This window comes from Streptomyces sp. L-9-10, from assembly GCF_004151105.1.
Lineage (GTDB): Bacteria > Actinomycetota > Actinomycetes > Streptomycetales > Streptomycetaceae > Streptomyces.
This window is the reverse complement of record NZ_PHRF01000168.1, coordinates 129200-147966: the sequence shown is the minus strand read 5'-3', so window position 1 is coordinate 147966 and position 18767 is coordinate 129200. Positions and strand designations below refer to the sequence as shown.

The following is an 18767-nucleotide window of genomic DNA, read 5'->3' as shown; positions in this document are numbered from 1 at the left end:
GAACACGGCTTCGGACCCATGAACTTCGGGAGCCCCCCTTGTCCTACGTGCGACACGTCGAGCATTTCCATGGCCTGCCCGTACTGACCGTCCCGCCGTACACACCGGCCACGGAGCTGCCGGACGCCGGCTCCGTCGCCTGGCGTCTCCACACCGGGCCGTACTCGTCCGACGAGGACTACGAGGACTACTGGGACCGCTTCACCAGCACGGTGGAGCTGGAGAAGGTACGGGCGCTGGTCCTCGGCCATGGCGCGCACTACATGCCCGACCAGGCGCTCATCGATCTGAGTTCCCGGCTGGTCGGGCTCGAAGCGCTCTTCCTCAACGACCTTGAGGACGACGAGGAGATGATCTCCTCGATCGGGCAGCCGGATCTCGCACCGCTCCTGGCGGCGTTCCCCGGGCTGCGGGAGCTGGCCGTCCGCGGCGGGGACGGGCTGGACTTCCCCGTGACGGGGCACGCGGGGCTGCGGTCGCTGCGTATCGAGTCCGGCGGGCTGCCTCCGGAGGCGGCGGAGCACATCGCCGCCGCCGACCTGCCCTCGCTGGAGCGGATCGAGCTGTGGCTCGGCGACGAGGACTACGGGGGCGGCACCACGGTCGAGCAGCTCGCCCCGCTCCTCGCGGGTGAACGCAAGCCCGCGCTGCGTCACCTGGGCCTCCAGAACAGCCCCATCCAGGACGAGCTGGCCGCCGCGATCGCCTCCGCGCCGGTCGTGCCGCGGCTCACCTCGCTGAGCCTGTCCATGGGCACGCTCTCCGACGAGGGCGCGGAGGCGCTGCTCCACGGGCAGCCGCTCACCCATCTCAAGGAACTCGATCTCTCGCACCACTTCCTCAGCGAGGCCATGATGCTGCGGATATGGACGGCGCTTGAGCCCGCGGGGGTCCGGGTGAACCTGTACGGGAGGAACGACCGGGAGTTCGACGACTGGGACGACGACGAGGAGTCCGGGGGCGGCGGCCGTTATATCGCGGTGGCCGAATGACCGTCCTCACGCCTGATTCCCGCCGTACGGGGGCCTGTACTCGAAGCCCCACGCACCGGCGCCCTTCCCGCTCGGGTTCCCGTTCCCGTTTCCGTTTCCGAAAGGTCCACGATGTCGAGCAGCCCTGAATCCCAGGACCCGGAGTACCTCCGGCTCACCCGTATCCCGATGGGGCGCGAGACCGCCTGGGTGAAGCCCGACCGGCAGGTGTCGTACGGACATGTCCTGTACGCGGCGGGCACGTTGGAGTGCGCTCCCGCCGACGTCGTGTCGAGGCTGACCGCGCTCGGGTTCGCCGACATCGAGCTGCCCGACGGCCCGCTGCCCCTCACCGTCGACCCGGTCGACGCTCTGCTGATCAAGGAGGAGGCGTACAACCTGTCGTGGCTCGGGCTCGGCAAGCCCGTGTCGCTGCGGCACGTACTCGCCGCGGCGGGGCGGACGGGCCGGAGCCCGGCCTACGCCGCGCGGCGGCTGACCGATTTCGGCTACGCGGTCCCGGCCGGCCATCCGCTGCCCGAAACCCCGGACACCCGTGACATCGTGCTGATCCGTAGGGAGCGCGGGGGCAACGGAGAGTGGCTGGACTGGGGCGCGGAGGTGCCCGCACACCATGTGCTCAGCGCGGCGGGGGAGTTGGGGTACAGCCCGCACACGGCCGCCAAGCGTCTGGTCGGGCTCGGCATCCGGCTGCCCTACGCCCCTGAGCCCGGTGACGAGCGGATCCTCAGGTACGGGACCGGCCACCGGGCCTGGGCGGCCCGCTACTCCTCGGTGCCCAGCGGGCACATCCTCGATGTCGCACGGGAGACGGGCAGCCCGCAGGCGGCCATCGTCGCCCGGCTGGCGGAACTGGGCTGCGGGGTGGACGCGCCGGTGCCCGACGCCCCGGAGGCGGACGACTTCGTTCTCCTCAGCCACGAACTCGACGGCCGTGCGCCCTGGTTGCCCGTGAACCGTGCCGTCGGGGTGCAGTTGCGGCACATCCTGCGCGCCTCCCTCGTGACGGGACGGACCCCGGCGGACGTCACCGAGCGGCTGGCCGCGCTGGGGCACGGGCCGCACGCCCACGCGAAGGTGCCCGCGGTCGCGGATCCGGAGGACATCCGGCTGCTGGAGACGGTCGACCGCTCGTTCCTCGACAACGTCCACCTCGAACACGTCCTGCGCAGCGCGAGTCTGACGGGGAGAAGCCCGGCGGATGTCGCGGCGCGGCTGACCGGCCTCGGCTACCGGCTGCCGGACGAGGTGGAGTACCCCGAGGTACGGAGCACGGCCGCGGTCGCGGCCTGACGCGGGCGGGCTCCGTACCGCGCCGACAGGGCCCCTACCGGGTCGGGTAGGGGCCCTGTCGGCGTCAACGCGTCACCAGGTGAGGGCGTCGGCCATCTCCGACTGCCAGTACGTGACGGCAGTGTCGTCGGCGATCCGCGTCCCCGTGGGGAGCTTGAGCGGACCGGCGGGGGAGCCCACCGAGCCCTGGTTGGCGCGTCCGATGAAGTGGACGGTCAGCTCCTTCGCCGGGATGTTCGGGTTCCCGTCACCGTTCAGGGAGATCGAGGCGTAGGCCGACTCTCCCGGGGCGAGGGTGACGACGGCCTGCGGCTGGCTCTCCTCGATGATCTGCGTGGCGGCCTGGGCCTCGTCGAAGCGGAGGGCGGGGGCGTAGTAGGCGTCGCAGTTCTTGTTGCCGGTGTTGGTGACCGTCAGGAGGAGGTGGTTGATCGGGCGGGTCACCTGGCTGACCTTGACCTTGGTGTTGGCGCCGGTGCAGGTCGTCCGCTTGGCGGTGGTGCTGCTGCTGCCCTGGCTCTGGCTCTTGCTCTTGCTCTTGCTCTGGCTCTTGCTGCTGACGGCGCTGGAGTCGGCCTCGATCTTGCCGCTGCTGTTGCTCGTGGTGCTGAGCTGCTCGGCGGGCGTCTGCTGCTTGTCGTCGCCCTGCGACTGCTGCTTGGCCGACGGCGTGCCGAAGGACGCGGCGGCGGAGTCCTTCACGGCGCCGGCGGTGTTGTCGCCGCTTCCGCAGGCGGTGAGGGCGAGGGAGGCGACGAGAGCGGTGGCGGCGGCTGCGGCGGCGCGGTGACGGATGTTACGCATGAGGTTGATCCCCGTTTCGGTGAGGTGAGGTGAGGTGAGGTGAAGTGAGGTGAAGTGAGGTGTCGACGGGTGTGGTCAGTGGCGATTGATGAGCATGAGCACGATCGCTGTCGAGGTGATCAGCACGACGACCGCCAACGCGTCGACCACGCTGATACGGAGTCGGATTCTGATTGCTGCTCCCCGTTCGGCTGGTGCTGCACTCACCTTGCGGGGTGGCCGGAAGCGGCCGCAATCGGCAAGGGAGAATGGGGGAAGCTGGAACGCTCGCGCATACTCTGACCTGGGGGGACGGGGTTTCCCTGGAACGCGTTCCTGGAACGGACCAGCAGGAACGAGGAGGGGAACAGCGAGTGGCGACCACCGAGGCCGAGGCTTTCGCGGAACTGCTCCGAGGGTTGAAGGACCGCTCGGGGCGCAGTTACGGCGTCCTCGCCGCAAAGCTCCATGTGAGTACGTCCACGCTGCACCGCTACTGCAACGGGGACGCCGTGCCGACCGACTACGCGTCGGTGGAGCGGCTCGCGCGGCTGTGCGCGGCGAACGCCGAGGAAATGGTGGAACTGCACCGGCGGTGGATCCTCGCGGACGAGGCGAGACGGCGGGGGCGGTCGGCTCCGTCGGCAGCGGCAGCGGCAGCGGCGGCGGCAGCAGCGGCCCCGGCCGAGGCTGAGGCTGTCCCTGGACCTGAGCCCGCACCTGAGCCCGCGTCCACACCTGAGCCCGCGCCCGCATCCACACCTGAGCCCGCACCCGCGCCCGCACCGGAGCCTGCGCCTGAACTCGTGTCCGCACGCGAGCCCGTGCCCGTCGCCGGGTCCCGTACCGTCCGGCTCCCCCGTACCAAACGCCTGCGTCTTCTTCTCGCCGCCGTGGCGGTCGTGGCGGTCGCCGTTCCCGCCATCGCCTACGGCAGCGGGGCCGTCAACTCGACCGACGACCGTTCCGCCGCGACAGACGTGTCGGAGGCTCCGAGCCGGGAATCGGAGGAGAGCCTGTCGCCCTCCGCCTCCCCGGACGGCAAGGACAAGGAAAAGCCGTCCGCCCCGCCCTCCGCCTCGGCCTCCCGGAGCGCGAGCCCGTCCGACGCGCCCAGCGCGCGTACGAAGTCCACGGCGCCCGGCCATCTCTCCGCGGGCGGGGTGCCGGTGTCGGTGAACACCCGGCCGTACGCCTTCGAGGACCCGTGCAGTCAGCACTACCTCATCGACAGCCCACCGGAGCAGGTCCCTCCGCCCCCCACCGAGCAGGACGCGCCCGGCTGGGTCAACGCGCTCGGAGGGGTGGCGAGCGGCGGTCAGTTCATCGAACTGACCGTGCAGGGCAAGAGCAGCGACACGGTCGTCCTGAACGCACTGCGCGTGAAGGTCGTGAAGAGCGACGCCCCGCTCCCCTGGACCGACTACGCGATGGGCGTCGGCTGCGGCGGCGGCGTGGGCACGAAATCCTTCGCCGTCAACCTGGACGCGGCCCGGCCCAGTTCCGTGCCCAAGGCGGGCCAGCGGGACTTCCCGTACAAGGTCAGCGAGTCGGACCCCGAGGTGTACTACGTCTCCGCCACCGCGACGGCGCGGGACGTCAGCTGGTACCTGGAGCTGGAGTGGACCAGCGGCGACCGGCACGGCACGCTCCGCGTGGACGACAACGGAAAGCCCTTCCGTACGAGCGGGTCGGAGGGGCGTCCGTCGTACGACTACCCGCTGGGCGGCACGGAGTGGGGTGTGGCCGCGAAGGGCTGAGACGGGCCCTGGCCCTGGCCCCGTGCGGTTACCGCTCGGGACCGGCCAGCGCCGCCGCGACCACCGCCGCCGGATTGTCGCGGTAGACCGAGTGGGTCGCTCCCTCCACCGCCGTCCAGTGGAAGTCCGCCTTCGAAGAGCCGATGCGGTCGCCCTGGTCGGCGGTGAAGGCCGGGTTGTGGGCCGGATCGGCGGCGAGCACGGTCACGGGACCGGCGTACTCCGTCAGCTCCTTCTCGTATGACCACGGCGTGTTGTGCCGCAGAAAGCTCTCGGCGACGTACGGGCTGGTCCGGTGGGCCGCCTGGACCTTGAGGAAGATGTCCTCGGGGTGCCACTCCGGGTTCTTGCGGAGCAACGACTCCTCGGTCGCCGTCAGCTCGGTGAGCGTGCCGCTCACGAACTCCTCGACCCTGCCCGAGACCGCGATGACGGGGTCGAGCAGGAGGAGACGCGACGCCCAGCCGGGCTCGGCGCTCGCCGCCGCGGTCGCCACGACACCACCGAGGGAGTGCCCGACGACGAGATCCCACGCGCCGCCGCCCTCCGGGGTGAGGGCCAGTACGTCGGCGGCGAACCCCTCGATGTCGTACCGCCGGGTACGGGGCGCGAGGCCGTGGCCGCGCTGATCGGGGGCGGTGACCGACCAGCCGGCCTCGGCCAGTTCGTCCGCCACGCGCCACCAGCAGGCCGCCGCCGAGGTCAGCCCGTGGAGCAACAGGGCGTGCCGCGACGCGTCGGGCCGTCCCCAGCGCATGAGGGGGAGCTGAACGACGGTGGGGGTGGCCGGGGCCGGGGCCGTGACGGGGAAGGTCTCTCGCTGATCCATTCCTCGATCTTCGCAGGGAATTCCGGCCTTCGGGCCGGGTTCACCCAGCGGACGGCCTGACCTCGCCGGAGAGCGGCAGCCCGAGCCGGGCCACCGCCTGAGCCACCAGACGGGAGAGCTGGGTGGCGCCGTTCTGCTGGAAGTGGGTGTTGTCCTGAATGCCGTTCGGGAAGTTGGGGTACTGGCCCGGGTTCAGCCACAGGAAGACGTTCTTGGACGCCTCGATCCCGATCCCGTTCAGGTAGGTACGGCTGAGCGCGGACAGATCGACCAGGGGAACTCGCTCCTCCGCGGCCACGGCCTTGGCGGCGTCCACGTACTGGGGGAACGACACGTTGAACTGCCCGGTGGACTCGTTGTACGAGCGCCGTGAGACGGGCGTGACCACGACGGGCGTCGCGCCCCGGGAGCGGGTCGCGCGGATGTAGTCGTCGCGCAGGTATTCCTTGTAGTCGGCGGGTGAGGTGTAGCGCTCGGGGTTGCCGGTGGTGGCGTCGTTGTGGCCGAACTGTACGAAGAGGTAGTCGCCCGGCTTGATGACGTCGTGGATGGCGGCGAGCCTGCCCTGCTCGATGAACGAACGCGAACTGCGTCCGCCGATCGCGCGGTTGGCGACCGTGATGTTCGGCGTGAAGAAGCCGGGAAGCGTCTGACCCCAGCCCGCCTGCGGGTAATAGCCGGAGTTGTATGTCTGCGCCGTCGAGTCGCCGGCGATGTAGAGCGTGGCGACCGCGCGGGGCGCGGCGGACGCGGTGCCGGGGAGACCGAGGGTGGCGGCGGTACCGGCGCCGAGCGCGGCGGTGGTGCCAAGGAGGAAGCGCCTGCGGCTGGTGGGGGGCATCCGGGACTCCTGACGGGGGTGGGGGTGGTGCCGTCGTCAGCCGGAGGTCGCCGCAGGGAGCCGGAAGGTTGCCGTGGTGTGTGTGGTCAGTTGGCCGCGTACGAGGTGAAGGCGGCCCAGGCGGTGGGGGCGAGGGTGAGGGTGGGGCCTGTGGGGTTCTTGGAGTCGCGGATGTGAACGGCGTGGGGGCATGACGCGACCTCGACGCAGTCGCCGCCCTGTTCGGTGCTGTAGCTGGACTTGCGCCAGTCGTAGGCGACTTCGAGGCAATTGCCGCCCTGTTCGGTGCTGTAACTCGACTTGAACCACTGAAGCGCGGTGTTCATTGCTCTCCTAGAAGCTCGTCCAGCAGGTCCCGGGACTCCTCGGGGGTGAGGGCCTGCGATCGCAGCATCGCATATTTGCGGGACATGATGGACACGCTGTCTGGGTCGGAGACCCAGTGGCTGCCCTGCTGTGACTCGGCGTAGGCGAGATGCTGGTGGTCGGGGGTCTCCAGCAGTACGAACGGGCCGCTGATCCCGGCGTGGTTCGTGCGGGCCAGGGGCAGGAACTGGATGGAGAGGCCGGGGAGTTCGGTGCATGCGCGCAGATGGTTCAGCTGGTCGCTGAAGACCTTTCGACCGCCGAGGGGGAAGCGGAGGACGGGTTCCCAGAGAACGAAGCTGAGCGTCGGAGGGACCTTGCGTTGCAGGATCTCCTGGCGTTCCATACGGGCGGCGGTCTTGGTCTCGATCTCGTCCTCGTCGAACGCGGGAACGCGAGTGCCGAAGATTTCCCGTGTGTATGCCTCGGTCTGGAGCAGGCCAGGGACCACTTGGTTCTCGAACGACGAGTGCGAGATCGCCTCGCGTTCGTGGTCCACGAACTGCTCCGCCCACAGGGGGAACTGGTCGATCGCCGGCATGTTGTCCACCCCGACCGACAACGCCCCTTTAGTGTCGAGGAGTTCGTCCAGCGTCTCCGCCAGGTCCGCCTTCAGCGGCCGTCGGCCCTGCTCGATCGACGCGATCGTCTCCTCGTCGGCGACGACCCGTTCACCGAGGGAACGCTGCGTATAGCCTGCCGCCCGGCGGAAGGTCGCCACTTGGGCGCCCAGCATCTTCATCGCCGAGGCGTTCTTCTTCCTCGGATGTTTCCTGGGATTCATGCCGGCCCAACTCCCCACATGCGCACGTACTTGATCCTGGGACAGCCCGTACAGAAGATCTGTACGGGGTCACCTGGTGCACGAGTTTAGTTACTCTCCGCGACTATCGCTCCATGGATGCGACAACTCGCCACTTTGTGCTCAGGGAGAGGTTCTTCCGCCGTGACCGGCGGTCCGTCCCCGCCGCCAGGAAGTTCACCCACCAAGCCCTCGTCGACTGGGACTTGACCGAAGGTTTCTCCGCCGACGACGTGTTGCTGTGCGTGAGTGAGCTGGCCACCAACGCGCTTCTGCACGGCGTACCGCCCGGCCGTGGGTTCCGGCTGTACCTCCAGTACACCGGTGACGTGCTCCGTATCGAGGTGCACGACAGCGGCCCCGGCGTCCCCCGGATCGTTGATTCGGCGGACGGCGAGGGCGGGCGCGGGCTGTTGCTCGTCGCGGCCTTCACCGACAGGTGGGGCGTGGGGGAGCGGAGCCCCGGCAAGGTGGTGTGGTGCGAGTTCGAGGTGCGGCGGGAGGAGGCCGACGAGGCGACGCCCCCGGCGGTCACCCACCACGCCGAGGGCTGGCTCGGTCTTCTGATGGCCCGGTGATGGCCCGGTGGTGCACTGGTGACCGGGCCCTGATCTCCGCCGTCAGACCTCCACGTCCGTGTCCGTGAGCCCCACCGCCTCGCCGGTCTCGTCCCATTTGACCTCGCGTATCCCCGTCACCGCCGAGCGGTTGAGCGGGCCGTACACATGCGGGAACCGGGTGTCGTCCGCGACCCCGGGCGGTGCCTTCTCGGCCTGTTGCCAGACCAGGCGCGGTTCCAGTGACTCCTCCTCGATGAGCAGCGCCAGCAAGGGGCGGGGCGTGTCGCGGTAGAAGGCGTTGGCGATGGCCAGGGTGACCGGTTCGTCGGGGGAGCAGTGGATGAAGCCGTCGGTGGCGAGCGATGCGGGCGTGTACGGCTGGTCCGGCTCGCGTCGCCAGTCGTCCAGCGGAAGCAGATGCACGATCATGCCCCCAGCCGTACCCGGTGGCCCGCCCGCACACGCTCGGCGGCCGGTGCTCTGGGGGTCGTAGGGGGCGTAGGGGTTTCTGAGAAGCCGGTGTCGGTACGGGAGTCGGAGGTTCGGCCCCGGACGGAGGTGTAGACGCATCGTCAAGGTGTGTCGACGCATCATCAAAGGCATCACCGCGCGGGTATGTGATTGTTTGGACCATGACATCCTTGAGAGGTAAGAAGCTCAGATTTGCCGTGCCCATGGGGCTCAGCGCCCTCATGCTCGCCGTCTCGGGTGCCCTGTCCCCCGCGTCCGCAGCGACACACTGGGCCTATCAGAACGGGATCGGCGGCGGCCCTTGTCTCTCCTCGACTTCAGACGGAGGGAGCGCCACGGCACTTAGTTGCGCCAGCACTATTCGGCAGCAGTGGTACTGGGGCTCCGAGTCGAACAGCTGGCAAGGTCACACGATGAAGCGGCTGGTGAATGTCGCCACGGGTGCCTGCCTGACCACGGACAACAAGTCCGAGTGGAACGCCGTCTGGCTGGCTCCCTGTGGAAACCGCTCCGGACAGTTCTGGACTGCCGACGACGACAGAATCCAGAACCAGAACGGCAACTTCCTCATCAACGATGGGGACGACGCCCTCCATACCGTCCGGGAATACAGCGGTTCGATCGAATTCTTGTGGGTGGGCCGGACGTGGTGATATTCCGCCCGGCCATCACGTCGGCCGGCACCGTCACCGGGATCCTCGCCCTGCTCCTCTGACTGCCAACACCGCGCCCCCTGCCCGGCCTTCACGGGCTGTGCGGGGGGTCTCGGTGTTTTCGGCCTCCGTGGCCGCCGTCCACAGGGGAGACGGCGGCCACGCGAAAGCCGGCTACGCCGGGGAGTCGAGGGCCTGGCGGCGGTAGTCCCGGGGCGGGAGGTCGTAGGCGGCGCGGAAGGCGCGGGTGAAGGTGGCGTGGTCCGGGAAGCCCCAGCGGGCCGCGATCCGGTGGACGGCTACGGTCCGTAGCGCACGGTCGGCGAGGTCACGGCGGGCGCGTTCGAGGCGCTGCCCGCGGATCCAGGCCGTGACGGTGTCGTCGCGCGCGCGGAAGAGACGGTGCAGGTAGCTGACGGAGATGTGGTGGGCGGCGGCGATGGCGCCCGGCGACAGCTCGGGGTCGTGCAAATGCTGCTGTACGAACGCCTCGATGCGCAGGAGCAGGGCGCGCTGCCGGGAGCCGTCCGGCACGCGCGCGTCGGCGTCGAGATGGTGGGCGAGTACCGCGGTCAGCAGGTCGAGGGCGACCGTACCCAGCCGGGGGGCGTCGGCCGGCCGGTAGGCGGCGGAGTCCGTGGTCAGGCTGGTGAGGAACTGCGTGAGGAGCGACCCCACGCCCTCGCGGCCCGGGAGCGGCACGGCGATCAGCCCCGCGCTCCGGTCCACGGGCAGGGGCAGCAGCGCGCGCGGTACGAGGGCGTGTACGAGCGCGGCCGTCCCGCGGTCGGCGGCGATCCTCACGTCGAAGGGGCGCGAGCTGTCGTACAGCGCGAAGTCGTACGGTCCCAACTCCACCTCGTGGGCGTCCTGGACGACGCCGAGCCCGCCGCGCTGGGCGAAGACGACCGAGTACAGCTCGGGGTCGCACCGCCGGATCAGCCGCGGTGTGCGCTGTACGTCCGAGGGTGAGCAGGTCAGCTCGATGACGTTCACGGCCGCGAGGTCCAGCGCCCGCGCCGTGGCACTGAACCGCGCCCGCTCGCCGCTCTCCACCCGCATCGGGTACAGACTGCCGACCTGGAACGCGTCGAAGCGGGCCAGCCGCTCCGCCGCCGGAAGGTCATCGCTGTGAAAGACCGTCTCCATCATGGTGCCCCCTCCCCTGGCGTCACCGTATCGGCTCGGGACGGCGCGCGGGCGGGACGAAGCATCCCCTTCCGCCTGGTGTGTGTCCCGTCGGCTACCGTGCGGCGCCCGCGCGCCGGAACTCGCTCGGGCTGACGCCCCGGATCCGTTTGAACGCCGCGCTGAACGCGAACGCGTCGGTGTAGCCCACGGTGCGGGCGATCTCGGAGACGGTCGCCGTCTCGCGCTCGGTCAGCAGGTCCGCCGCGAGGGTCATGCGCCAGCGGGTGAGGTAGGTCAGCGGCGGTTCGCCGACCAGGTCGGCGAATCGCTTCGCCAGCGTGGAACGCGACACTCCGGTCCGGCCGGCCAGCGAGGAGACCGTCCAGGGCGCCGCCGGTTCGGCGTGCAGCAGGCGCAGCGCGTCGCCCGCCACCGGGTCCCGCTGGGCGGCGTACCAGGCGGGCGGCTCGCCGCCGGGCCGGTCGAAGTACTCGCGCACCGCGCAGACCAGCAACCAGTCCAGCAGCCGGTCCAGGACCACCTGCTGGCCCGGGGTGTCGGTGGCGACCTCGGCGGCGAGGTGGTCCAGTACGGCGTCGGCCCCGCCGCCGGAGGCGACGCGCAGGACTACGGGCAGCGCGTCCAGCAGCCGGCGGCTGATCTCGCCGCGCACCGGGTAGGCGCCGACGATCAGCGTGGTCGCGCCGTCGCCCGAGTCGTCGCAGCTGCCGTCGTTCCAGCCGAGCCGGTGCCGGGTCCCGCCCTCTTCGGGCGTCGCGCAGTGCTCGCCGCAGGCGACCGGTTCGGCCCGGGTGCCGACCTCGTCGACGAAGGTGAACGGTTCGGGGCCGCGCACGATGAGCGTCTCGCCGGCGCGGAGGTGTTCGGGCGGGCGGTGCTCCGGCACGATCCAGCCCGCCCCGCCGAGAACGGTGCACAACGTCAGCGGAGCGCCGTCCACGAAGTGCAGCGCCCAGGGCGGGGACAGGGTCGAGCCGGCGAACAACGAGCCCTGGGCCCGCATCCCGCGGAAGAGGTCACCGAACGCGTCCACCCGACCGAGGTTAGACGATGACAAAGGTGATCCGGCTTTTCACCTATGGATGCGTCCGAGCGGATGCCGTTGACTCGCTGCTATGAGCAACGACACCACCCTCGACACCACCCTCGTCCTCGGCGCCACCGGCAAGACCGGCCGACGGGTCGCCGCCCGGTTGCGGCTGCACGGCACCACGCAGGTGCGCGCCGCCTCCCGGTCGAGCCGTGCCCGCTTCGACTGGTCCGAGCCCGACGGCTGGGACGCGGTCCTGCGGGGCGTCACCGCCGTCTATGTGGTTCCGCCGTCCGTACCGGGACCGGTGCACGAGTTCGTGGCGCGGGCCGAGGCCGCCGGTGTGCGGCGGCTGGTCCTGCTCTCCGGGCACGGCGTCGACGCCTGGGGCGAGTCCGCGTTCGGGCTGGACATGCGCTCGGCCGAGGACGCCGTACGCGGCTCGGCGCTGGAGTGGACCGTTCTGCGGCCGTCGAACTTCAACCAGAACTTCGACGAGGACCTGTTCCACGCCCCGCTGGTCGCGGGAGAGCTGGCGCTCCCGGCCGGGACGGTCCCCGAGCCGTTCATCGACGTGGAGGACGTCGCCGACGCCGTGGCCGCGGTGCTGGCCGAGCCCGGCCGGCACGCCGGGCGGATCTACGAGCTGACCGGGCCGCGCGCGCTGACCTTCGCCGAGGCCGTCGAGCTGATCTCCCGGGCGTCCGGGCGGCCCCTCACCTACAAGCGGGTCTCCCCCGCCGAGTACAGCGCGGCGCTGGTCGAGGAGGGCTGGGGCGAGGACGACGCCCATCACGTCGCCGAGATGTTCGTGCTGATGGAGCGTGGGGTGGGCGCCGGAACGACGGACGGTGTCGCCACCGTGCTGGGGCGCGCGCCACGGACCTTCGAGGAGTACGTCGTGCGGGCCGCTGCGGCGGGGGCCTGGCGGTCCTGACCCTCACCATGACCCTCCACCGTCATCGTCACTGTCTGCCCTCCACCGTCATCATCTTCCGAAAGGGCCGCTATGAGCACCGGCACCAGCCTCCTGACCGCCGAGGACCTGGAGTTCCTCGGACGTCCCCTGCACGGGTTCCTGTCCGTGGCCGGGGGGACCCAGCCGCCACAGCCCCGGCCCGTGTGGTTCGAGGCCACCGCGGAGGGGACGGTCCAGTTCTTCACGGAGCCGGACTCGCTGAAGGTACGGCGCCTGCGCGACGACCCCCGCGCCTCGATCGTCGTCGCGGCCCCGGTGGGTGAGCCCGAGCGCTGGGTGTCCGTCGCCGGCCGCGTCACGGTGGAGGCCGACGGAGCGCGCGACGTGTGCTCCCGGCTCGCCGCCCGCTACTGGGACCTCGACGACCAGGTCCGCGCCGACGCCCTTGCCACGATGCTGGCCACCGACCACCTCCGCGTCGTCATCCACCCGGAGGCCGTGCGCCGCTTCACGTAGTGACTGACCCCGGCTTATTCTGCCCCGGGCCCCAGGCCGGAGCGCAGACGGACTAACGCCCGGTGGCGGCGGAAAGGGACCTTCGTAAGGCTTGAGGACGTAGATCAACAGGCTTCCTGTTCGTCTCGCAGGGGTCTGCCCTCCGGTGCTCTCGAAGGAGATACGTCATGCCCGCTTCCTCCGCCCCTGGGGGTTCCCGGCGTTCGGAGTCCGATGTGCCGGAGTTCGCGGCCTCGGCGCAGCTCGCCCGAGCGTTGCAGCAGATCGTGGTGGATCTCGTCGAGCTGCATCTCCAGGGGAAGCAGGCGCACTGGAACGTGGTCGGGCACAACTTCCGTGATCTGCACCTTCAACTGGACGAGGTGGTCGACGACGCCCGGGAGTCGGCCGACACCATCGCCGAACGCATGCGCGCGCTGGAGGCCTGGCCGGACGGCCGCTCCGACACGGTGTCGGCGACCACCACGCTCCCGGCGTTCCCGCAGGGCGTGCAGAGTGTGCACGCCGTCGTCGACCTCGTCACCGCGCGCCTGCGGGCCACCGTCGATACGCTGCGCACCCTCCATGACCAGGTCGACAGCGAGGATCCGTCCACGGCCGACCTGCTGCACTCGATCATCGACTCCCTGGAGAAGCACGCCTGGATGGTCAGCGCGGAGAACCGTTCCGCCTGACATCGCCCCCGGGGCCATGTGCCTGCCTGCGTGCCACCGTTCGCCACCCTTGATCCATCCGGATGGATTACCCGATGGGCGACGGTCCGTCGGCGCGAGCCGCTCCTCCCTCACGATGACGGCGGAATGACGCTCTGCGCCGACCGTGGTGTACGCCTTCCTCACAGAAGTCGCGCCCGGCCGGCCCGACTCAGGAAAAGGCAGATGCCGACAACTACCCGCAGGTTCGCTCGTATCGTCCAGGCCGCCGTGACCGTGGCCCTCTCGACGGCCGCCTTCGCCGTGCCCGCCACCGCGGCCCCCACCAGCCCCGCCCCGCCCGCCGACCACCACGGCAAGGCGGTGTTCGTCCAGAACGACCGCGTCGAAGGCAATCAGGTGATCGCCTACAGCCGCGAAGCCGACGGTTCCCTGCACAAGCGTGCGGTGTACGGCACCGGCGGCAAGGGCGGCGTACTCGGCGGCTCTGTCGTCGACCACCTCGCCTCGCAGGGATCGCTGACGTACGACTCTCAGCACAAGCTGCTGTACGCGGTCAACGCGGGCAGCAACACGGTCACGGTGTTCTCGGTCGACGGCGACCGGCTCCAGCGCCGGCAGGTCATCGAGTCCGGAGGCGTGTTCCCGGTCAGCGTCACCGCGCACGGGGACCGTGTCTTCGTACTCAACGCGCGCGAGGGCGGCTCCATCCAGGGCTTCCGGCTCAAGGAAGGCAAGCTGCACCGCGTCGAGGCCTGGCACCGTGCGCTGCGTCTGAACACCGGCGCCACGCCCGAGTTCACCCACACCCCGGGCCAGGTGGCCTTCACCCCCGAGGGATCGCAGCTCGTCGTCACCACCAAGCTGGGCGGCAACAGCATCGAGATCTTCCACCTCAACCGTGAAGGCGTGCTGTCGCACAAGCCTGTTGTGGACAGCAAGCCGGGCGCGCAGCCGTTCGGGCTGACCTTCGACGCGCAGGACCGGCTCGTCGTCGCCGACGGCGTGGAGGACGCCCTCCTGACGTTCCGTATCCACAAGGACGGCCGTACCACCCTGGTCGACGCGGCACCGACCGGACAGCAGGCCACCTGCTGGGTCTCCCGCACGGGCAACCACTTCTTCGCGTCCAACGCGGGCAGCAGCACCGTCACCCGCTTCCTCCAGAACCGTGAGGCCCGCCTCGAACGCCTGGGCAACACCCCCACGGGCACCGGCACGGTGGACTCGTCCATCACTCCCGACGGCCGCTTCCTCTACGTCCAGACCGGCGGCGCGGGCGCCGTGGACGCCTTCCGTATCCACGCGGACGGCTCGCTGACCAAGATCAGCACCACGAAGGTCCCGGACGGCGTCGGCGGCGAGGGCATCGTCGCGCTCTGACCAGGCCGAACAGAACGCGTGGGGTGCCGCCGCCAGGTGGCGGTGGCACCCCACGCGTCGCGTACGGAGGGTTACAGGCGCTCGGGGGCGCGGATGCCCAGGAGTGCCAGGCCCTGCCGGAGCGTGCGGGCCGTGATGTCGCAGAGGAAGAGGCGGTTCTCGACCAGCTCGGCCGGGTTCTCGTCGCTCAGTACGTGGCACTGGTCGTAGAACGTCGTGAAGTGCGAGGCCAGTTGGTACAGGTACGCGGCGAGCTTGTGCGGTTCGTACGCCGACGCGACCTCCGCCAGCACCTCGCCGAACTGGTCCACGTGCAGGCCCAGCGCCCGCTCGGCCGGGGCCAGCTCCAGCTCCGGGTGGGCGGCCGGCTTCGCGTCGCCCGCCCGGCGCAGGATCGACTGGATACGGGCGTACGCGTACTGGATGTAGACGGACGTGTCGCCGTTCAGCGAGACCATCTGGTCCAGGTCGAACTTGTAGTCCCGGGCGGCGGACGTGGACAGGTCGGCGTACTTCACCGCGCCGATGCCCACCTGCCTGCCGCGCTCGGCGATCTCCTCCTCGCTGAGGTCCTTCGCCTTTTCCCGTACGACCGCCGTCGCCCGCTCGACCGCCTCTTCCAGCAGGTCCACCAGCCGTACCGTCTCGCCCTCACGGGTCTTGAACGGCTTGCCGTCCTTGCCGAGGACCGTACCGAACGCCAGCTGGACGGCGTCGACCTCGTCGTTCAGCCAGCCGGCCCGGCGGGCGGTCTCGAAGACCATCTTGAAGTGCAGCGACTGGCGCGCGTCGACCACGTACAGCAGGGTCGTCGCCGACAGGTTCCCCACCCGGTCGCGGATCGCGGAGAGGTCGGTGGCCGCGTAGCCGTAACCGCCGTTGGACTTCTGGACGATGAGCGGGACCTTGTTGCCGTCCGGGCCCTTCACGTCGTCGAAGAACACACAGAGCGCGCCCTCGGAGCGGACCGCGACCCCGGACTCCTCCAGGAGCCGGCAGGTCTCCTCCAGCATGTCGTTGTAGCCGGACTCGCCGACGATGTCGGGGTCGCGGATCTCCATGTCCAGCTGGTTGAAGACCGAGTAGAAGTAGATCTTCGACTCGTCCACGAACCGCTGCCACAGGGCCAGCGTCTCCTTGTCACCGGCCTGGAGGTCCACCACCCGGTCCCGCGCGCGTGCCTTGAACTCCTCGTCGGAGTCGAAGAGCGCCCGCGAGGCCTTGTAGAGCCGGTTGAGGGAGGACATCGCCTCCTCGCCGGAGGTGGCGGCGTCCGCGGAGCCCTTGTGGTCCAGCTCGTGCGGGTGCTCGATCAGATACTGGATGAGCATGCCGAACTGGGTGCCCCAGTCGCCGATGTGATGGCGCCGGACCACCTTCTCGCCGGTGAACTCCAGGATCTCCACCATCGCCGCGCCGATCACGGCGGAGCGCAGATGCCCGACGTGCATCTCCTTGGCCACGTTCGGCTGCGCGTAGTCGATGACGGTCGTGCCCGGCTCCGGCTCGTACGGGACACCGAGCCGGGCGTCCGCCGCGCGGGCCGCGAGGGTCTCGACGATCGCCCGGTCCGTGATCGTGATGTTGAGGAAGCCGGGTCCCGAGACCTCGATGTCCTTGATCACGCCATCGGCGGGGAGCGACGCGACGACCCGCGTCGCCAGCTCGCGCGGGTTGCCCTTGAGCCGCTTGGCGAGCGCCAGGAGACCATTGGCCTGGAAATCGGCCCGGTCGCTTCGGCGCAGCAGCGGGTTCGCGGGACCGGCCTCCGGCAGAGCTGCCGAGAGGGCGTCCGCGATGCGCTGATCGACGGTCGAAGCGAGGGAAGTGACCGAGGCCATGGGCTGGTGCCGTTCCTGTCGGGTACGGAGGGAAGTCCTGCCCAGTATCCCATGGTGTAACAAGCCATTTTCGCTCTCCCGGGGGGACCTGGGAGAATGGCAGCCGCCGGAATGTTTGGGCGTACGAGAAAGAAGTAAGGACGTGCCGATCGTGGCTCAGAGCACCGAGACCGACTGGGTCTCCCGTTTCGCGGACGATGTCATCGCCGAGTCGGAGCGACGTGCGCCTGGCAAACCGGTCGTCGTCGCGTCCGGACTCTCCCCCTCCGGCCCCATCCACCTGGGGAACCTCCGCGAGGTCATGACCCCGCACCTGGTCGCGGACGAGATCCGCAGGCGCGGTCACGAGGTCAGGCATCTGATCTCCTGGGACGACTACGACCGCTATCGCAAGGTTCCGGCCGGCGTTCCCGGTACGGACCCGTCCTGGGCCGAGCACATCGGCAAGCCGCTGACGTCCGTGCCCGCCCCGGCGGGGTCGGCGTACCCGAACTGGGCCGAGCACTTCAGGGCCGCGATGACCGAGGCGCTGGCCGAGCTGGGCGTCGAGTACGACGGCATCAGCCAGACCGAGCAGTACACCGCCGGGGCGTACCGCGCGCAGATCCTGCACGCGATGAAGCACCGCGCGGACATCGACGCGATCCTCGACCGCTACCGGACGAAGGACAAGCCCGCCAAGGCCCCTCAGGGCCAGAAGCAGGGCCAGAAGCAGGGGCAGAAGCCGCCCGAGGAAGCCGAGCTGGAGGCCGCGGAGGGCTCCGGCGCGGCGGCCGAGGACGACGGCAGCGGCGGGGCCGCCGGCTACTTCCCGTACAAGCCCTTCTGCGGCGGCTGCGGCAAGGACCTCACCACCGTCACCGCGTACGACGACGAGACGACCGCGCTCACGTACACCTGCGCGGAGTGCGGCTTCTCCGAGACCGTCCTGCTCAGCGAGTTCAACCGCGGCAAGCTGGTCTGGAAGGTCGACTGGCCGATGCGCTGGGCGTACGAGGGCGTGATCTTCGAGCCGTCCGGGGTCGACCACTCCTCGCCGGGGTCCTCGTTCGTCGTCGGCGGGCAGATCGTGCGCGAGATCTTCGACGGCGTCCAGCCGATCGGCCCGATGTACGCCTTCGTCGGGATCTCCGGGATGGCGAAGATGTCGTCCAGCAAGGGCGGCGTGCCGACCCCGGCCGACGCGCTGAAGATCATGGAGGCGCCGCTGCTGCGCTGGCTCTACGCGCGCCGCAGGCCCAACCAGTCGTTCAAGATCGCCTTCGACCAGGAGATCCAGCGGCTCTACGACGAGTGGGACGCGCTGGAGCGCAAGGTCGCCGACGGCTCCGTCCTGCCGGCCGACGCCGCCGCGTACTCCCGCGCCACGAGCACGGCGGCCGGTGAGCTGCCGCGTACGCCGCACCCGCTGCCGTACCGCACGCTGGCCTCGGTCGTGGACATCACGGCCGGTGCCGAGGAACAGACCCTGCGGATCCTCAGCGAACTGGACCCGGCCCGTCCGCTGGCCTCGCTGGACGAGGCGCGTCCCCGGCTGGACCGCGCACAGAACTGGATCACCAGCCAGGTCCCGGCCGAGGCGCGGACGATCGTGCGCGCCGAGCTCGACCGCGAGCTGCTCGACTCGCTCGACGCGCGCGGGCGCGAGTCGTTGCGGCTGCTGCTGGAGGGCCTGGACAGCCACTGGTCGCTGGACGGGCTGACCACGCTCGTCTACGGCGTGCCCAAGGTCATGGAGGGGCTGGCCCCCGACGCCAAGCCGACGGCCGAACTGAAGACCGCCCAGCGGTCGTTCTTCGCGCTGCTCTACCGGCTGCTGGTCGGCCGGGACACCGGGCCGCGGCTGCCCACGCTGCTGCTGGCGGTGGGCGCGGACCGGGTGAGGACGCTGCTCGGCGGCTGAGCCGGCGCGCGGTCGCGGCC

The 18767-nt window shown here is 70.3% G+C and carries 19 protein-coding genes; 10 read left to right on the top strand and 9 right to left on the bottom strand.

Translation table 11 applies throughout. The annotated features are described in order from the left end of the window. The first annotated feature begins 47 nt into the window (after positions 1-47). On the top strand, positions 48-992 hold the full coding sequence (locus CU044_RS36990; RefSeq protein WP_240046064.1) for an STM4015 family protein: 945 nt from the start codon (positions 48-50) through the stop codon (positions 990-992). A 111-nt stretch (positions 993-1103) separates the two neighbouring features. Next, positions 1104-2285, top strand: a complete 1182-nt coding sequence (locus CU044_RS36985; RefSeq protein WP_129773310.1) for a hypothetical protein — start codon at positions 1104-1106, stop codon at positions 2283-2285. Positions 2286-2357: 72 nt separating this feature from the next. Here the strand turns inward: CU044_RS36985 and CU044_RS36980 are convergent, their stop codons facing one another. Next, positions 2358-3089 carry a DUF4232 domain-containing protein gene (locus CU044_RS36980; protein WP_129773308.1) on the bottom strand — a complete coding sequence of 244 codons (732 nt, stop codon included), beginning with the start codon at positions 3087-3089 and terminating at the stop codon, positions 2358-2360. A gap of 353 nt (positions 3090-3442) precedes the next feature. Here CU044_RS36980 and CU044_RS36975 point away from each other — a divergent pair, with 353 nt between their 5' ends. Beyond that, the gene (locus CU044_RS36975; protein ID WP_240046061.1) at positions 3443-4828 is read left to right on the top strand and encodes a helix-turn-helix transcriptional regulator; all 1386 of its coding nucleotides are present in this window, start codon (positions 3443-3445) and stop codon (positions 4826-4828) included. A gap of 28 nt (positions 4829-4856) precedes the next feature. Here CU044_RS36975 and CU044_RS36970 read toward each other — a convergent pair whose 3' ends face one another. The 4 genes from CU044_RS36970 to CU044_RS36955 all read right to left on the bottom strand — a co-directional run bounded on the left by CU044_RS36970 (position 4857) and on the right by CU044_RS36955 (position 7648). Then, positions 4857-5657 (bottom strand): alpha/beta fold hydrolase, encoded by an 801-nt coding sequence (locus CU044_RS36970; protein ID WP_129773304.1) that lies wholly within the window; start codon positions 5655-5657, stop codon positions 4857-4859. Positions 5658-5697: 40 nt separating this feature from the next. After that, positions 5698-6498: a rhamnogalacturonan acetylesterase gene (locus CU044_RS36965; RefSeq protein ID WP_129773302.1), complete on the bottom strand. Its 801-nt coding sequence runs from the start codon at positions 6496-6498 to the stop codon at positions 5698-5700. A gap of 86 nt (positions 6499-6584) precedes the next feature. Beyond that, positions 6585-6824 (bottom strand): DUF397 domain-containing protein, encoded by a 240-nt coding sequence (locus tag CU044_RS36960; protein WP_129773300.1) that lies wholly within the window; start codon positions 6822-6824, stop codon positions 6585-6587. Then, entirely contained in the window at positions 6821-7648 is an 828-nt protein-coding gene (locus tag CU044_RS36955; RefSeq protein WP_129773298.1) for a helix-turn-helix transcriptional regulator, read from the bottom strand. The genes CU044_RS36960 and CU044_RS36955 overlap by 4 nt, the downstream gene beginning before the upstream one ends. Positions 7649-7761: 113 nt before the next feature. Between CU044_RS36955 and CU044_RS36950 the strand changes: the two genes are divergently transcribed. Beyond that, entirely contained in the window at positions 7762-8244 is a 483-nt protein-coding gene (locus tag CU044_RS36950; RefSeq protein WP_129773296.1) for an ATP-binding protein, read from the top strand. 42 nt (positions 8245-8286) lie between these two features. Here CU044_RS36950 and CU044_RS36945 read toward each other — a convergent pair whose 3' ends face one another. Continuing rightward, positions 8287-8655: a DUF952 domain-containing protein gene (locus CU044_RS36945; protein ID WP_129773294.1), complete on the bottom strand. Its 369-nt coding sequence runs from the start codon at positions 8653-8655 to the stop codon at positions 8287-8289. 455 nt (positions 8656-9110) lie between these two features. On the opposite strand from CU044_RS36945, the gene CU044_RS36940 reads away from it, so the two are divergent. Next, a complete protein-coding gene (locus tag CU044_RS36940) occupies positions 9111-9350 on the top strand; it encodes a hypothetical protein (RefSeq protein WP_129773292.1) in 240 nt (79 codons plus the stop codon). A gap of 174 nt (positions 9351-9524) precedes the next feature. Here the strand turns inward: CU044_RS36940 and CU044_RS36935 are convergent, their stop codons facing one another. Both CU044_RS36935 and CU044_RS36930 read right to left on the bottom strand, forming a co-directional pair. Further along, positions 9525-10502 (bottom strand): helix-turn-helix domain-containing protein, encoded by a 978-nt coding sequence (locus tag CU044_RS36935; protein WP_129773290.1) that lies wholly within the window; start codon positions 10500-10502, stop codon positions 9525-9527. Positions 10503-10593: 91 nt separating this feature from the next. Next, positions 10594-11535, bottom strand: a complete 942-nt coding sequence (locus CU044_RS36930; protein ID WP_129773288.1) for an AraC family transcriptional regulator — start codon at positions 11533-11535, stop codon at positions 10594-10596. 82 nt (positions 11536-11617) lie between these two features. On the opposite strand from CU044_RS36930, the gene CU044_RS36925 reads away from it, so the two are divergent. The 4 genes from CU044_RS36925 (at position 11618) to CU044_RS36910 (ending at position 15003) form a co-directional block, all read left to right on the top strand. Beyond that, a complete protein-coding gene (locus CU044_RS36925; RefSeq protein WP_129773286.1) occupies positions 11618-12469 on the top strand; it encodes an NAD(P)H-binding protein in 852 nt (283 codons plus the stop codon). 72 nt (positions 12470-12541) lie between these two features. Next, positions 12542-12967, top strand: a complete 426-nt coding sequence (locus CU044_RS36920) for a pyridoxamine 5'-phosphate oxidase family protein (RefSeq protein WP_129773284.1) — start codon at positions 12542-12544, stop codon at positions 12965-12967. A gap of 167 nt (positions 12968-13134) precedes the next feature. After that, positions 13135-13641: a DNA starvation/stationary phase protection protein gene (locus tag CU044_RS36915; RefSeq protein WP_129773282.1), complete on the top strand. Its 507-nt coding sequence runs from the start codon at positions 13135-13137 to the stop codon at positions 13639-13641. Positions 13642-13845: 204 nt separating this feature from the next. Then, entirely contained in the window at positions 13846-15003 is a 1158-nt protein-coding gene (locus CU044_RS36910; RefSeq protein WP_129773281.1) for a beta-propeller fold lactonase family protein, read from the top strand. Positions 15004-15074: 71 nt separating this feature from the next. On the opposite strand, the gene argS is transcribed toward CU044_RS36910, so the two are convergent. Continuing rightward, the gene (gene argS / locus CU044_RS36905; RefSeq protein WP_129773279.1) at positions 15075-16844 is read right to left on the bottom strand and encodes an arginine--tRNA ligase; all 1770 of its coding nucleotides are present in this window, start codon (positions 16842-16844) and stop codon (positions 15075-15077) included. Between the two features lie 142 nt (positions 16845-16986). Here argS and lysS point away from each other — a divergent pair, with 142 nt between their 5' ends. Beyond that, positions 16987-18747, top strand: a complete 1761-nt coding sequence (lysS, locus tag CU044_RS36900; RefSeq protein WP_193564167.1) for a lysine--tRNA ligase — start codon at positions 16987-16989, stop codon at positions 18745-18747. The last annotated feature ends 20 nt before the right edge of the window (positions 18748-18767 follow it).

What these genes read in the sequence shown, in the direction of transcription:
- CU044_RS36980 (WP_129773308.1), bottom strand. Translation starts at nt 3,089, where the DNA reads ATGCGTAACATCCGTCACCGCGCCGCCGCAGCCGCCGCCACCGCTCTC.
- CU044_RS36925 (WP_129773286.1), top strand. Translation starts at nt 11,618, where the DNA reads ATGAGCAACGACACCACCCTCGACACCACCCTCGTCCTCGGCGCCACC.
- CU044_RS36940 (WP_129773292.1), top strand. Translation starts at nt 9,111, where the DNA reads ATGAAGCGGCTGGTGAATGTCGCCACGGGTGCCTGCCTGACCACGGAC.
- CU044_RS36950 (WP_129773296.1), top strand. Translation starts at nt 7,762, where the DNA reads ATGGATGCGACAACTCGCCACTTTGTGCTCAGGGAGAGGTTCTTCCGC.
- CU044_RS36910 (WP_129773281.1), top strand. Translation starts at nt 13,846, where the DNA reads ATGCCGACAACTACCCGCAGGTTCGCTCGTATCGTCCAGGCCGCCGTG.
- argS (WP_129773279.1), bottom strand. Translation starts at nt 16,844, where the DNA reads ATGGCCTCGGTCACTTCCCTCGCTTCGACCGTCGATCAGCGCATCGCG.
- CU044_RS36955 (WP_129773298.1), bottom strand. Translation starts at nt 7,648, where the DNA reads ATGAATCCCAGGAAACATCCGAGGAAGAAGAACGCCTCGGCGATGAAG.
- CU044_RS36985 (WP_129773310.1), top strand. Translation starts at nt 1,104, where the DNA reads ATGTCGAGCAGCCCTGAATCCCAGGACCCGGAGTACCTCCGGCTCACC.
- CU044_RS36965 (WP_129773302.1), bottom strand. Translation starts at nt 6,498, where the DNA reads ATGCCCCCCACCAGCCGCAGGCGCTTCCTCCTTGGCACCACCGCCGCG.
- CU044_RS36945 (WP_129773294.1), bottom strand. Translation starts at nt 8,655, where the DNA reads ATGATCGTGCATCTGCTTCCGCTGGACGACTGGCGACGCGAGCCGGAC.
- CU044_RS36970 (WP_129773304.1), bottom strand. Translation starts at nt 5,657, where the DNA reads ATGGATCAGCGAGAGACCTTCCCCGTCACGGCCCCGGCCCCGGCCACC.
- CU044_RS36935 (WP_129773290.1), bottom strand. Translation starts at nt 10,502, where the DNA reads ATGATGGAGACGGTCTTTCACAGCGATGACCTTCCGGCGGCGGAGCGG.
- CU044_RS36915 (WP_129773282.1), top strand. Translation starts at nt 13,135, where the DNA reads ATGCCCGCTTCCTCCGCCCCTGGGGGTTCCCGGCGTTCGGAGTCCGAT.
- CU044_RS36960 (WP_129773300.1), bottom strand. Translation starts at nt 6,824, where the DNA reads ATGAACACCGCGCTTCAGTGGTTCAAGTCGAGTTACAGCACCGAACAG.
- CU044_RS36920 (WP_129773284.1), top strand. Translation starts at nt 12,542, where the DNA reads ATGAGCACCGGCACCAGCCTCCTGACCGCCGAGGACCTGGAGTTCCTC.